Origin of the sequence: Saccharothrix sp. BKS2 (assembly GCF_047689505.1) — a bacterium.
Taxonomy (GTDB): domain Bacteria; phylum Actinomycetota; class Actinomycetes; order Mycobacteriales; family Pseudonocardiaceae; genus Actinosynnema; species Actinosynnema lopnurensis.
This window is the reverse complement of sequence record NZ_JAUQOL010000012.1, coordinates 1-13,125: the sequence shown is the minus strand read 5'-3', so window position 1 is coordinate 13,125 and position 13,125 is coordinate 1. Positions and strand designations below refer to the sequence as shown.

Here is a 13,125-nt window from a genome sequence, read left to right as displayed (position 1 = left end):
CCCGGTTCACAGCACCTCCCCGCTCCGCCGCAGCGCCCGCAGGTAGCCGACGGTGACCAGCAGCAGGATGACCGTGGTCACCACGCCGATCGCCGCGCCCAGCCCGTACTCGGAGGCGGCGAACGCCTGCTGGTAGGCGTAGACGTTGAGCACGAGGTTGCGCCCGGCGATGCCGCCGCCGCTGGTCATCACGTAGATCTGGGTGAACACCTTGAAGTCCCAGATGATCGACTGGATGGTCACCACGATCAGCAGCGGCCGCAGCAGGGGCAGGATGACGTTGGTCGCGGTCCGCAGCGTGGACGCGCCGTCCAGCGCCGCCGCCTCCAGCACCTCGCCGGGGATGGCCTTGATGCCCGCGTACAGGGTGACCAGGACGAACGGGAACGAGCACCAGACCACCTGCGCGGCGACCAGGCCGAACGCGACCCACCGGTCGTAGGTCCAGGAGAACCCGGTGGTGCCGAGCAGCTCGTTGACGAAGCCCAGGTTCGCGTCGAACAGGAACAGCCAGATCGTGGACCCGGCGACCGCGGGCGTGGCCCAGGCGCCGAGCGCGGCCAGGAACAGCACCGTCCGGGCCCAGGTGCGGACCCTGGTGGCCAGCACCGCGAGGGCGGCGCCGACCAGCAGGGTCCCCACCACGCACACCGCCGCGAACCCGACGGTCTGCCCGAGCACGGCCCAGAACCGGTCGTCGGCGACCAGGGCCCCGTAGTTGCCCAGGCCCAGGAACTCCAGCGCCGCGCCCCCGCTGACCTGCTCCTGGCCGTAGTCGTAGAGCGAGATCAGCACGAGCTGGTAGATCGGGTAGCCCATGAGCCCGACCAGCACCAGCAGCGCCGGGGCGAGGTAGGCGACCGCGGCGCGACCGTCGCCCCGCCTCCCCCTCCCGCGCGCCGGGGGCTTCCCGGCGGGGGCCGGCCGGGCGGCCGCCTCCCGCGCGGCGGTGGTCCCGGCCGTCATGAACCGAACGCGGCGTTCATCTCGTCGGCCGCCGCCCTGGCCGCGGTGTCGAGGTCCTCCCCGGCCGCGGCGACCTTCTGCAGCAGGTTGGGCAGCACGGCCTGGGCGTCGACCTTGGCCCAGTCCGGGGTGACCGGCACGAACCTGGTGCCCGCCTCCAGGGTGCGGATGAACGGCTCCAGCACCGGGTTGGCCTCGGCGACCTCCCGCTGGACGTCGCCGAAGGTGGGCAGGTTGCCCATGGCGTCGAACATCTTGCGCTGGTAGGTCTTGCCGCCGAGGAGCTGGACGAACTCGGTGGCCAGGGTCTTGCGCTGGGAGCCGTTGAGCACGCCGAGCAGGTTGCCGCCGGCGAACGCGGGCGCGATCGAGCCGGGGGTCTTGCCGGGCAGCGGCACCACGGCGTACTTGCCGGCGGCGCTGGAGGCGTCGACGGACCTGCGGTTGAAGTCGCCGCCGACGACCATCGCGGCCTTGCCCGCGCGGAACGCCTCCACGCTGGCGTCGCCGCCGTTGCCGGCGCACTGGGCGGGCGGGCAGATGTCGTCGGCGATCAGCTCGGTGTACTGGCGCAGGCCGGCCTTGGACTCGGCGCTGTCGATGGCGGAGACGTACCCGCCGCCCTCCCGGCGGGCGATGTCGCCGCCGTTGGCCCACACGAACGGCATGGCGCCGTAGGTGTACTTGCCGCCCGCGGAGATGCCGAGCAGGTCGGGCCTGGCCTCGCGGACGCGGCGGGCCAGCGGCGCGATGTCGTCGAGCGTGGCGGGCGGCTGGAGGCCCAGCTCCTGGAAGACGTCGGTGCGGTAGTAGAGGGCGCGCACGCCGACGTACCAGGGGACGCCGTAGACCTTGCCGTCCACCTCGCCGGTGTCCAGCACGGCGGGCAGCAGGTCCTTGCCCTCGTCCCACCCGTTCACGTCGATCTCGGCGAACCCGCCGCCCGCGACGTACCCGGCGAGGTCGGTGTTGCCGAACTCGGCCACGTCGGGCGCGCTCGGCGGATCGCTGAAGGCGGCCTTGAAGCGCTCGGCGCGGGTCTGCACCTGGATGTACTGGACGTCGACGGTGACGCCCTGGTGCGCGTCCTGGAACTCGGTGACGGCCTCCTTCACCACCGCTTCCTTGGGGCCCCGGTTGACCTCGTCGAACAACCAGACCCGGAGTTGGCCGGTCTGCTCGTCGGCGCCGGTGGGGGCCGGACCCGACTGGACCGGGGCGCACCCGGCCAGCACGACCGCGCCCACGGCTGCTGCTGCTACTGCGAACCGCATCCTCGCCACCTCTTCTTCAGGATGCATTGCGTCCTGTGCAACGACTATTTCAAGGGAAGCAACGGGGATGCTATGGCCGAATCGGCAGGCGGTCTAGACCAGATCCGCCCAGAGGCGGACGGCGGCGGCCGACAGCGGCGCGTCCCAGCCCGCCGGGCGCACCGCGCTCCCGACGTGGAACGCGGTCACCCCGGCGGCCTTCAGCGGCGCCACGTGCCCGGTCTTCAGCCCGCCGCCGACCAGCAGGCGGACGCCGTCCCGCCTGGTGGCCAGCCGCTCCAGGACCCCGAGCCCGTCGGCCACCCCGCGCGGGCTGCCCGCGGCCAGCACGGTGTCGCAGCCCAGGTTCCCGACCACGCCCCACGCGGCCTCGGGGTCGGCGGAGTTGTCCAGCGCCCGGTGGAACGTCCAGGCGCACCCGTCGAGCTCCGCGAGCACCTCCGCGCACGCCGCGACGTCGACCCGCGCCCGGTGGTCGAGGAACCCGAGCACGAACTCCGAGGCGCCCGCCTCCCGCAGCGCCGCGGCGTCGCGCCGCAGGCGGCCGAGGTCACCGGGGGCGAACCCGGGCGCGTCCCGCAGCATCACCCGGACCGGCAGGTCGGTGGCCCCGAGGACGTCGCGGAGCACGGGCACCGGCGGCGTCAGCCCGTCCGCGGCCATGTCGACGGTCAGTTCCAGGCGGTCGGCCCCGCCGGCCTGGGCGGCCTCGGCGTCGGCGGCGTGCAGCGCGATGACTTCCAACATGGTCTGGACCATAGCGAGCCACCGGGCGGAGGGCGGGGGAAGTCAACTGTCAACGGCCGGTCGTGTATCCAGCGTAGAACTACTCACTCCTTATCTGATGACGGTTCCTCACCGCAACCGCGAGCCGGGCGGGGTGAGCCGGAGCTCTGGGGGAGGGGAGGCGGTCGATCGGCTTCGAGGGGTGCCGATCGGACGCCGCTCCAGGGGGGAACGGCGGTCCGCGGTGCGAGGGGGGCATCGCGGGCCGCCGCCGCGACGGTGGTGAAGGTGTGTGACGATCGACTTCGGACGGGGGACGCGAGGAGGAGGTGAGGACGTGGGAGAACTCCGCACGGCCGGTGAGCGCCCACCCTGGGAGGGCCTGGACGGGACGGACCGGCACGCCGCCTGCGTCATCGCCGCGCGCGACGGCGACCGGAGGGCGCTGGACGTGCTGATCGCCGATCTCACCCCCCTCGTGTGGCACATCGCCCGCGGGCACGGGCTGGACCGCAGCACCGCCGAGGACGTGGTGCAGACGGTGTGGCTCGCGCTGCTGCGGCACCTGGACCGCCTGGTCGAACCCCGCGCGCTGGCGGGGTGGCTCGTCGTGACGACGCGCCGCGAGGCCCAGCGCACCTGGACGCCCAGCCGGCGGGAAGCCTCGCTGAACGACGAGCTGGCGGAACAACTGGAGAGCGAGTACGGGTTGCCCGAGGACGCCGCCCTGGTCGACGACCGGGACCACCGGTTGTGGCGGGCGTTCGGGCGTCTGCCGCAGAGGTGCCAGGAGCTCCTGCGGCTCACCGTGCTGGCCGGGCGGGCGGAGTACCGCGCGGTAGCCGAAGCACTGTCCATGCCGCGCGGCAGCATCGGCCCGACCAGGGGTCGGTGCCTGACCGCGTTGCGCGCACATCTCGACGCGGAAGGAGGATCGCGGTGAACGACATCGACCCGCGCGATGACCGCAGAGGCCAAGAGGACACCGCTGTCCTCACTGAACTGAACCGTTTGGTGTACGAGCTGGACCCGCCCCCGGCGGGGCTCGTGGAACGCATCCGGTTCGCGGTCGCCCTGGAGAACCTGGACGTCGAGGTGGCCCGCTGGGAGCGGGCCGGCTCGTTCGCCGGCGTGCGCGGCGGGAGTCCCGGCACCATCACCTTCACGGTGGACAACCTGACCCTGATGGTGAACTTCACCTCGACCGGCGCCCGGCACCGCATAGACGGCTGGCTGGTGCCCGCGGGTGAGCACACGGTCGAGGTGCGGGTGGCCGAGCACGAGTCGAGCACCACCACGGCGGACGACGGGGGGCGGTTCGTGCTGTCCGACGTGCCCGCCGGGACCACGCAGATCGTGGTGCACCTGGTGAACTCGCGGGGCGAGCCGGGCCGGACGGTCGTGACGCCCACGATCATGTTGTAGTGGTCGGCGGGGCCCTGCCCCCCTGCCGCCCGTTCCTGCCTTGGTTCCTGTGCCCCTGCGCCCCTGTGCCCGGCGCTGCCTGCTGTGCTCGCGCCCCGTGCCCGCCTGCCGGCCTTGCGCCCGCCCGCCGGACCCGCGCTCTGCGCCCGGCCCTCGCCCGGCCCTCGCGCCCTACGCCCGCCTCGTGCTCTCACCTGGGATTTCCCCACCCGGGCCGACTCGCCACCGCCAGCCCCGGGCCTGATCACGCCCAGCCGTGGACGGTGAACAACCCCGCCACCCCGGCCCCCGCAGCCCCTGCCCCTGCGTCCCCCGCCATCCCCGCAGCCCCCGCCGCCTCTGCCATCCCCGCCGCCGCCCCCAACGCCCGCAACCCGACAGCGGCGTACTCCAGCAGCTCCCCGGGCAGCGCACCAACCGCGAACCACCCCACCGCCGAACACCGGTCGGGCTCGCGCACCACGGGCTCCCCCACCCATTCACGCACCTCGAAGAACACCCCCACCCGCGCCTCGACCCCCGGCGCGACCGCGTGGACGAGGTGAACAAACTTCAGGTCCACCTCCCGCACCACGACCCCGATCTCCTCCGCGACCTCCCGCACGGCCGCGGCCGACAGCGACTCACCCGCCTCGACCTTCCCGGCCGGCAGGTGCCACTTCCCGTCGAACCGCGGATCCCGATCACGCCGCAGGCTCAGCAGCACGCGGCCGTCGTCGCGCACGAGCGCCACGTGGACGTCCACCAGGTGCCGGTGAGCCATCAGCACGCGCCGATCAGCGCACCGGCTGCACCAGCCACACCGCCGACCCGGCCCACGTGCCCGACCGGCACACGCACCACCTTCGAGTGATCCCTCACGACCACTCCCAACGCGACCCCCTCCGACCGACCGCACGCACGCCGCCGGGAACAGCGTTCCCCGGAGGTGTCCAGCGAGACCGGGCAGGTCGGCGGTCCGGTGCGGTCCGCGTTCTCCGTCCGCACTCCGCACTCTCCCCGCGCTCTCCGTCGTCCGTTCTGCCCCGCACCCCGGAACGACAAGCTCGCGGTCGTGCCGGGGTGGTTCGGGCGTCGATTTCTCTAACCGAGATCGATAACGCCGTTTCCGTACATTCTCGGGCAGGAATCACCCGATAGTGTCCGGCCCTCCCGCACAACCCGACAATTCCACCCCACCGAACATAACGAGAAGGGCCCGGTTCGCGCGAAGCGAACCGAGCCCTTCTCAACCTTCTCACCGGTCGAACCCACCGATCCGGTCGCCATTCCCACGACCCGACCGAGCCGGTCCGAACCAATCCGACTCCGGCCCGACCCCGCCCCGGTCGACAGGACCGGAACGGGATCGGATCAGGTGGAGTCGATCAGAAGTCCATGCCGCCGGCGTCCGGGACGGACGGGGCGCTGCCCGCCTTCTCCGGCTTGTCGGCGACGACGGCCTCGGTGGTCAGGAACAGCGCGGCGATCGACGCGGCGTTCTGCAGCGCCGAGCGGGTGACCTTGGTCGGGTCCGGGACGCCGGCCGCGAGCAGGTCCTCGTAGACACCGGTGGCGGCGTTGAGGCCGTGGCCGACGGGCAGGCCCTTGACCTTCTCCACCACGACGCCGCCCTCGAGGCCCGCGTTCACGGCGATCTGCTTCAGCGGCGCCTCGACGGCGACCTTGACGATGTTGGCACCGGTGGCCTCGTCGCCCTCCAGGTTCAGGCCCTGGAACGCGACCTCGGCGGCCTGCAGCAGGGCCACGCCACCACCGGCGACGATGCCCTCCTCCACGGCGGCCTTGGCGTTGCGCACCGCGTCCTCGATGCGGTGCTTGCGCTCCTTGAGCTCGACCTCGGTGGCGGCGCCGGCCTTGATGACCGCGACACCACCCGCGAGCTTGGCCAGGCGCTCCTGGAGCTTCTCGCGGTCGTAGTCGGAGTCCGACTTCTCGATCTCGGCGCGGATCTGGTTGACGCGGCCCTGGATCTGCTCGGCGTCACCCGCGCCCTCGACCACGGTGGTCTCGTCCTTGGTGACGACGACCTTGCGGGCCTTGCCCAGCAGCGACAGGTCGGCGTTCTCCAGCTTGAGGCCGACGTCCTCGGTGATGACCTGGCCACCGGTGAGGGTGGCGATGTCCTGGAGGATGGCCTTGCGGCGGTCGCCGAAGCCCGGGGCCTTGACGGCGACGGACTTGAAGGTGCCGCGGATCTTGTTGACGACCAGGGTGGCCAGGGCCTCGCCCTCGACGTCCTCGGAGATGATCAGCAGCGGCTTGCCGGACTGCATGACCTTCTCCAGCAGCGGGAGCAGGTCCTTCACCGTGGCGATCTTGGAGCCGTAGAGCAGGACGTACGGGTCCTCGAGGACCGCCTCCTGCCGCTCCGGGTCGGTCACGAAGTAACCGGAGATGTAGCCCTTGTCGAAGCGCATGCCCTCGGTGAGCTCAAGCTCGAGCCCGAGCGCGTTGCTCTCCTCGACGGTGATGACGCCTTCCTTGCCGACCTTGTCCATGGCCTCGGCGATGAGCTCGCCGATGGTCGAGTCGCCCGCGGAGATGGACGCCGTGGCGGCGATCTGCTCCTTGGTCTCGACCTCCTTGGCGGTCTTGTGCAGCTGCTCGATGACGGCCTCGACGGCCTTCTCGATGCCGCGCTTGAGGCCCAGCGGGTTGGCGCCCGCGGCCACGTTGCGCAGGCCCTCGCGGACCAGGGCCTGGGCGAGCACGGTGGCGGTCGTGGTGCCGTCACCGGCGACGTCGTCCGTCTTCTTCGCCACTTCCTTGACGAGCTCGGCCCCGATCTTCTCCCAGGGGTCCTCGAGCTCGATCTCCTTGGCGATGGAGACGCCGTCGTTGGTGATGGTCGGCGCGCCCCACTTCTTCTCGAGCACGACGTTGCGACCCTTGGGGCCGAGCGTCACCTTGACGGCGTCGGCGAGAATGTTCATGCCACGCTCGAGACCGCGGCGGGCATCCTCGTCGAACGCGATCATCTTGGCCATTGCGGTGTGTTCCTCCGCCTGATTACGAATGGGGCCACTGCGGGCGCGAGCCCACAGCGGAACACGGTGCTTCGGCCAGGCTCGGTGCCCGCGACGGACGACCTGCTCCCGGCGGGGAGCCTGTCTCACCGTCCCAGCCTGCGTGTTGGCACTCGGCTGGCCCGAGTGCCAGTACCGTGTTTAGCACTCGACGGAGGAGAGTGCAAGAAGACCAGGTCAGCGGGACGTGCGGACGGGAACGCTGGTGGGCAGTGTGCGGCCGGCGGTGGTCTCGCCGACGTCGATGGACTGGTTCGTGCTCTGCGCCGGCCCGCTGGGCGGCTCGTCCTTGGGGGTGAGGAACAGGATGAGCACGACGATGGCGGCGATCGCGATCGCGCCGACGAGCACGGGCGCGAACCACGCGGGCCGGCCCTTGTGGGTGTCGGTGAACGCGCTGGTGCCGACCTGGGCGGGCGGGCGCAACCGCACGGGCTCCTGGAGGAAGCCGGGCTGCTGCTGGTGCTGCGGGTAGGGGGGCCGGTAGGGCTGCGCGGGGACGCCGCCGGTCTGGGGGCCGGGGGGCCCCTGGTCGGGGCGCCGGGCGGGCGGGGCGGTCTGGGGCGCGGCGGACAGCGCCACGCGGGCCGCGTTGATCAGTTCCACGCAGGACGCGTACCGCTGCGCCGGGTCCTTGCCGGTGCCCCGGCGCAGCACGTCGTCGATGGCGGGCGGCAGCGACACCAGGGCGCTCAGCGAGGGGGTCTCCGAGCCGAGGTGGCCCTGGATGACGTCCTGCACGCCGCCCTGGAACGGCGGGCGCCCGGACAGGCAGGCGAACAGCATGCAGGCCAGCGCGTACTGGTCGGTGCGGCCGTCGAGGGGCTCGCCGCGCAGGTGCTCGGGCGCGGCGTAGGTGGGCGAGCCGAGGAAGTCGCCGGTGCGGGTGCGGTGGCCGGTGGCGCCGCGCCTGGTCAGGCCGAAGTCGGCCAGGTAGACGTGCTCGCGGGAGGCTTCCTTGGCGGTGACCAGCACGTTGGCGGGTTTGACGTCGAGGTGGACCAGGCCCTTGCCGTGCAGCATGTCGAGGGCTTCGGCGACCTGGCCGAGCAGGGTGAGGGTGCGCGCGGGCGGCAGCGGGCCGTCCTTGATCAGCGCGGCGAGGTCCTGGCCGTCGACCAGGCGCATCGCGATGTAGAGCAGCCCGTCGACCTCGTCGAAGTCGTAGAGCGGGACGATGTTGGCGTGGTCGATGGCCGAGGTGTTGCGGGCCTCGTCGACGAACCGCTCGCGGAACTCGGCGTCGGCGGTGAGGTGCTCGCCGATGACCTTGAGGGCGACCTTGCGCCCGAGCCTGACGTCCGTGGCCCGGTAGGTCACGCTCATGCCACCGCGGCCGAGCACCCCGTCGATGCGGTAGTGCCCCAGCCGTCGTCCTGTCAGGTCCTCCGACACCCGGGCAGCCTAACGTCCGCGTGCCGCGACGTGCGCGGGGTTCCCGGCAAAGCCCCCGCCGGGGGTGTCGTGAGCCGCCCGGCCCGCCGCGGGGCGGGCCGGGCATGGGTCACGGGGCCTTCCGGACGTCCGACGCCTGGCTGCGGCCGTCGCGGCCCGCCTGGATCTCGAACTCCACGCGGTCGCCCTCGGCCAGCGTGCGGAAACCCTCCATCTGGATCGCCGAGTAGTGCACGAAAACATCGGGCCCGCCGTCGGCGGCGATGAAGCCGTACCCCTTCTCCGAGTTGAACCACTTGACCGTGCCGACAGCCAAGACGTCCTCCTTTGAGAAATACCCTGAGCAAACCGCCACGCTAGAGGCACGAGGGGGTCCGCCGATACCTCCTTATGGAGTCATGCGCGCGTACTGAATCCGTTGTCCCGCAACCAAGTGGCCAATGAGCGCGGGCTGTGGGTCCGGGTGAGCACCAGTCCGGGTCCGGCGAAGTCCAGGACCAGTCCCTCGCCATTCCGCACGGATTGGGGCGCGTCGGGGGAAACCGCGCGCAACCGGCACTGGAGGGTGCCGGCGAAGGCCACGACGTGCCCGGCGTCGACGGTGACCAGCTCACCGGCCTCCAGGGTGACCACGTCGAGGGCGCCGTAGCAGGACAGCACCACCGGGCCGCTGCCGTAGGCGTAGGTGAACACGCCGTGGTCGCCGCCGTGGAGGGCGCGGACGGGCGGCGCGGCGGGGTCGAGGCGGGCGGTGGCGGCGGAGGCGAGCCAGGCGGTCCTGGACACGCACCAGCCGGACGTGCCCTCCAGCTCCAGCACGTGCAGGTCGCCGGGCAGCGGCGGGGCGACGTCCACCCAGCCGCCCTCGGCGCCGGCCGTGCACAGCGCGGCGGTGACGCCGGGCGCCTTGGCGCGGACGTCGACGGCGGTCCCGTAGCTGGTGGCGAGCACCGAGGAACGCTCGACGAGCACCGGTTCGCCCGGTGCGAGCACTAGTCGGGCCACCCCCGCAGCCGGGGTGTGGCGCGTGCGGACCTGCAACGTTCCCCCTGCCTCGACCAACCGCCCGGGGCAGTCTGCCACGGGAGGGGCAGGATGGTGGACGTGTCCGAGCTGATCAGAGTCGCCGACCACCGGGCCCGCGTCGCCGCGCTGGTGGGCGTGATGCCGGTGGTGGAGCCGCCCCTCGCCGACTGCCTGGGGCTGGTGCTGGCCCGGGACCTGGTGGCGCCGATCGCGCTGCCGCCGTTCGACAACTCCGCGATGGACGGCTACGCGGTGCGGGCGGCGGACGTGGCGGCGGTGCCGGTGACGCTGCCCGTGGCGCAGGACATCCCCGCGGGTCGCGCGCACGTGTCGCCGCTGGAGCCGGGCACCGCGCACCGGATCATGACGGGCGCGCCGGTGCCCGCGGGCGCGGACGCGGTGGTGCAGGTGGAGTGGACCGACGCGGGCACGTCGGCGGTGCGGGTGGACCGCGCGGTGGCGGCGGGCCAGAACGTGCGGCGGGCGGCGGACGACGTGGCGCCCGGGTCGGTGGTGCTGGCCGCGGGGGCGGGGTTGGGGCCGGCGCAGCTGGGGTTGGCGGCGGCGCTGGGGTTCGGCGCGCTGCCGGTGCGCCGGCGGCCGCGGGTGCTGGTGCTGTCGACGGGGTCGGAGCTGGTCGGGCCGGGGGCGCCGCTGGAGCCGGGGCAGATCTACGAGTCGAACGGCGTGATGCTGGCGGCGGCGGTGCGCGAGGCCGGCGGCGAGGCGGAGCTGCTGCGGTTCGTACCGGACGACGTCGGGCGGTTCCACGAGGCGGTCGGGCCGCGGCTCGGGTCGTTCGACCTGCTGCTCACCTCCGGCGGGGTGAGCGCGGGCGCGTACGAGGTGGTGAAGGACGCGCTCTCCGGGCGCGGTGTGGAGTTCACCAGGGTCGCGATGCAGCCGGGCGGGCCGCAGGGCGCGGGCCGGTACCGGGGGGTGGCGGTGGCGACGCTGCCGGGCAACCCGGTGAGCGCGCAGGTGTCGTTCGAGGTGTTCGTCCGGCCGGCGCTGCGGGCGGCGATGGGGTTCGCGCGGGTGGCGCGGCCGACGGCGGTGGCGAGGCTGAGCGCGCCGATCGGCTCGCCGGCCGGGCGGACGCAGTTCCGGCGCGGCGCCTACGACCCGGTGTCGGGGCGGGTGGTGACGCCGGTGGGTGGTCCCGGCTCGCACCTGCTGTCGGCGCTGGCGGTCAGCGACTGCCTGATCGAGGTGCCCGAGGACGTGACGGAACTGGCCGGGGGCGCCGAGGTCACCGTGCACATGCTTCACGGAGAGTGATCGGCGTTCACCCATCGGCGTTGATCATCGGCTGTGATCGAGATTACACTGGTGACGATCCCCGCTCGACCGGTCCGTGCGTTTCGTCGGGGGACGCACGGGCGGGCGGGCCGGGGGTCGGCACGCCGGACCGCTCGGCCGCGTAGCGTGTGACGGGCCGGAACCGCCCCGACACGGAAGAGCCATGACCGACCAGAACCGTGGTGCCGTCTCCCACCTCCTCCAGCTCGCCAAGGGGATCGTCCCCCCGATGAACCCCGCGGGCCGCCCGTTCGTGGCCGGCGCGGCCGTCGTGACGCTGCTGCTGCGCCGGCGCTCCAAGCGCCTCGGCGTGGTCGGGGCGGTCCTGACCGCGTGGGTGGCGTGGTTCTTCCGCGAACCCGCGCGCACCACCCCCACCCGCCCCGGCCTCGCCGTGGCGGCCGCCGACGGCACCGTGTCCCACGTCGTCGAGGCCGCGCCGCCCGCCGAACTGGGGCTCGGCGACGTGCCGATGACGCGGATCAGCGTGTTCCTGTCCGTGTTCGACGTGCACGTGCAGCGCGTCCCGGTGGCCGGGCTGGTGCGCCGCGTGGCGTACCGGGCGGGCAAGTTCCTGTCCGCGGACCTGGACAAGGCCAGCGACGACAACGAGCGCAACGCCGTGTGGCTGACCACCCCCGACGGGCACGACGTGGTCGTCGTGCAGATCGCCGGCCTGGTCGCGCGGCGGATCGTGTGCCAGGTCGCCGAGGGCGACAAGGTGGCCGCCGGGCAGACCTACGGGCTGATCCGGTTCGGCTCCCGCGTCGACCTGTACGTGCCGGCGGGCAGCCGGGTGCTGGTCGAGGCCGGTCAGCGCACGATCGGTGGCGAGACCGTGCTCGCCGAACTCCCCTCGGAGGGCTGAGCGGATGGCTCCCAGCGGGCCCGGCATCAGGTTGCTGCCCAACGCCATCACGGTGCTCGCGATGTGCTCGGGGTTGTCCTCGGTGCACTTCGCCATCGTCGAGATGTGGGGCGCGGCGATCGCGGCGATCGCGGCGGCGGCGCTGTTCGACGGGCTGGACGGGCGGCTGGCCCGGATGCTCGACGCGACCAGCAAGATGGGCGCGGAACTGGACTCGCTGGCCGACGCGATCTCGTTCGGGGTCGCGCCCGCTCTCGTGGTCTACGTGTGGAAGTTCGACGGCGCGCGCGAGGGCTGGGTCATCGCGCTGGTGTTCGCGGTGTGCATGGTGCTGCGGCTGGCGCGGTTCAACACCCTGCTGGAGGTCGAGCGGCCGCCGTTCACCAAGGAGTTCTTCGTCGGCGTGCCCGCGCCGGCCGGCGGGTTGCTGCTGCTGCTGCCGCTGATCGTGGACGAGCAGGTGGGCCGGCCGGGCTGGTGGTCCGACCCGGTGGTCGTCGGGGTGTGGACGGTCGCGGTGGCGATGCTGCTGGTGAGCCGGATCCCGACGCTGTCGGTGAAGACGATCAGGGTGTCGCCGCGGTTCGTGGCGCCGCTGCTGGTGCTCGTGGGGTTGCTGGCGGCGGCGATCATCACGTTCCCGCTGGCGGCGCTGATCGCGGCGATGCTGGTGTACCTGGCGCACCTGCCGTACTCGGTGCGCCGGTACCGGTGGCTGGCCAAGCACCCGGAGGCGTGGGAGGTGCCCGCGGCCGACCGGCGGGCGATCAAGCGGGCGCACGGCGTGGCGGCCAGGCGGTTGGGGTTGCGGCAGCCGCTGCGGGGGCGGGTGGCGGGCGCGGCCCTGCGCGCGGTCCGCCGGCCGCGGCGGATCGACTCGACCGAGGTGGTGGCGGACATCAACGGCCAGCCGCGGCCGGGTTCGGGCCCGGCCTCCGGCTCGGGTCCGGGCAAGCGGCGCGGGTGGCGGCACATGGGTTTGCGCAGGCACGACCGCCCGTGATGGACTGGTGTTGATCTTCCCCGACCCGATCGGGTGATCATCGGCGGGACCATGTACGGAAACGCCGTTACGGTCATCGGTTGAACATGAAGGAACCGCCGACCACCCCCC

Annotated in this window: 13 protein-coding genes; 5 read left to right on the top strand and 8 right to left on the bottom strand. The window is 72.8% G+C overall.

Going from position 1 to position 13,125, the window contains the following annotated elements; all coding sequences use genetic code 11:
• Positions 1 to 6: 6 nt before the first annotated feature.
• The 3 genes from Q5530_RS24750 to Q5530_RS24740 all read right to left on the bottom strand — a co-directional run bounded on the left by Q5530_RS24750 (position 7) and on the right by Q5530_RS24740 (position 2,987).
• Positions 7 to 966 (bottom strand): carbohydrate ABC transporter permease, encoded by a 960-nt coding sequence (locus tag Q5530_RS24750; protein WP_415365148.1) that lies wholly within the window; start codon positions 964 to 966, stop codon positions 7 to 9.
• Positions 963 to 2,240 carry an extracellular solute-binding protein gene (locus tag Q5530_RS24745; protein WP_415365147.1) on the bottom strand — a complete coding sequence of 426 codons (1,278 nt, stop codon included), beginning with the start codon at positions 2,238 to 2,240 and terminating at the stop codon, positions 963 to 965. The genes Q5530_RS24750 and Q5530_RS24745 overlap by 4 nt, the downstream gene beginning before the upstream one ends.
• Positions 2,241 to 2,333: 93 nt before the next feature.
• Complete coding sequence (locus Q5530_RS24740) at positions 2,334 to 2,987, bottom strand: copper homeostasis protein CutC (RefSeq protein WP_415365146.1); 654 nt, start codon at positions 2,985 to 2,987, stop codon at positions 2,334 to 2,336.
• Positions 2,988 to 3,303: 316 nt separating this feature from the next.
• Here Q5530_RS24740 and Q5530_RS24735 point away from each other — a divergent pair, with 316 nt between their 5' ends.
• A complete protein-coding gene (locus Q5530_RS24735) occupies positions 3,304 to 3,909 on the top strand; it encodes an RNA polymerase sigma factor (protein WP_380638179.1) in 606 nt (201 codons plus the stop codon).
• 59 nt (positions 3,910 to 3,968) lie between these two features.
• Entirely contained in the window at positions 3,969 to 4,391 is a 423-nt protein-coding gene (locus Q5530_RS24730; RefSeq protein WP_380638210.1) for a carboxypeptidase regulatory-like domain-containing protein, read from the top strand.
• A gap of 244 nt (positions 4,392 to 4,635) precedes the next feature.
• Here Q5530_RS24730 and Q5530_RS24725 read toward each other — a convergent pair whose 3' ends face one another.
• From Q5530_RS24725 to Q5530_RS24705, 5 genes are all read right to left on the bottom strand, one after another.
• Positions 4,636 to 5,154, bottom strand: coding sequence for an NUDIX domain-containing protein (locus tag Q5530_RS24725; protein WP_415365442.1), 519 nt, complete (start codon positions 5,152 to 5,154; stop codon positions 4,636 to 4,638).
• Between the two features lie 604 nt (positions 5,155 to 5,758).
• On the bottom strand, positions 5,759 to 7,381 hold the full coding sequence (gene groL, locus Q5530_RS24720; protein WP_415365145.1) for a chaperonin GroEL: 1,623 nt from the start codon (positions 7,379 to 7,381) through the stop codon (positions 5,759 to 5,761).
• 216 nt (positions 7,382 to 7,597) lie between these two features.
• Positions 7,598 to 8,815 (bottom strand): serine/threonine-protein kinase, encoded by a 1,218-nt coding sequence (locus tag Q5530_RS24715; protein ID WP_415365144.1) that lies wholly within the window; start codon positions 8,813 to 8,815, stop codon positions 7,598 to 7,600.
• A gap of 109 nt (positions 8,816 to 8,924) precedes the next feature.
• Positions 8,925 to 9,131 (bottom strand): cold-shock protein, encoded by a 207-nt coding sequence (locus tag Q5530_RS24710; protein ID WP_033443686.1) that lies wholly within the window; start codon positions 9,129 to 9,131, stop codon positions 8,925 to 8,927.
• A gap of 80 nt (positions 9,132 to 9,211) precedes the next feature.
• Positions 9,212 to 9,856 (bottom strand): AIM24 family protein, encoded by a 645-nt coding sequence (locus Q5530_RS24705; RefSeq protein ID WP_380638212.1) that lies wholly within the window; start codon positions 9,854 to 9,856, stop codon positions 9,212 to 9,214.
• Positions 9,857 to 9,910: 54 nt separating this feature from the next.
• On the opposite strand from Q5530_RS24705, the gene glp reads away from it, so the two are divergent.
• From glp to pssA, 3 genes are all read left to right on the top strand, one after another.
• Complete coding sequence (glp, locus tag Q5530_RS24700; RefSeq protein WP_415365143.1) at positions 9,911 to 11,122, top strand: gephyrin-like molybdotransferase Glp; 1,212 nt, start codon at positions 9,911 to 9,913, stop codon at positions 11,120 to 11,122.
• A gap of 184 nt (positions 11,123 to 11,306) precedes the next feature.
• Positions 11,307 to 12,011 carry a phosphatidylserine decarboxylase gene (locus tag Q5530_RS24695; RefSeq protein ID WP_415365142.1) on the top strand — a complete coding sequence of 235 codons (705 nt, stop codon included), beginning with the start codon at positions 11,307 to 11,309 and terminating at the stop codon, positions 12,009 to 12,011.
• Positions 12,012 to 12,015: 4 nt separating this feature from the next.
• Positions 12,016 to 13,014: a CDP-diacylglycerol--serine O-phosphatidyltransferase gene (gene pssA, locus Q5530_RS24690; protein ID WP_415365141.1), complete on the top strand. Its 999-nt coding sequence runs from the start codon at positions 12,016 to 12,018 to the stop codon at positions 13,012 to 13,014.
• Positions 13,015 to 13,125: the final 111 nt, after the last annotated feature.

Excerpts from the sequence above, each read along its gene's own strand:
- Q5530_RS24725 (WP_415365442.1), bottom strand. The coding sequence starts at position 5,154 with ATGGCTCACCGGCACCTGGTGGACGTCCACGTGGCGCTCGTGCGCGAC.
- glp (WP_415365143.1), top strand. The coding sequence starts at position 9,911 with ATGGTGGACGTGTCCGAGCTGATCAGAGTCGCCGACCACCGGGCCCGC.
- groL (WP_415365145.1), bottom strand. The coding sequence starts at position 7,381 with ATGGCCAAGATGATCGCGTTCGACGAGGATGCCCGCCGCGGTCTCGAG.
- Q5530_RS24695 (WP_415365142.1), top strand. The coding sequence starts at position 11,307 with ATGACCGACCAGAACCGTGGTGCCGTCTCCCACCTCCTCCAGCTCGCC.
- Q5530_RS24750 (WP_415365148.1), bottom strand. The coding sequence starts at position 966 with ATGACGGCCGGGACCACCGCCGCGCGGGAGGCGGCCGCCCGGCCGGCC.
- Q5530_RS24745 (WP_415365147.1), bottom strand. The coding sequence starts at position 2,240 with ATGCGGTTCGCAGTAGCAGCAGCAGCCGTGGGCGCGGTCGTGCTGGCC.
- Q5530_RS24740 (WP_415365146.1), bottom strand. The coding sequence starts at position 2,987 with ATGTTGGAAGTCATCGCGCTGCACGCCGCCGACGCCGAGGCCGCCCAG.
- pssA (WP_415365141.1), top strand. The coding sequence starts at position 12,016 with ATGGCTCCCAGCGGGCCCGGCATCAGGTTGCTGCCCAACGCCATCACG.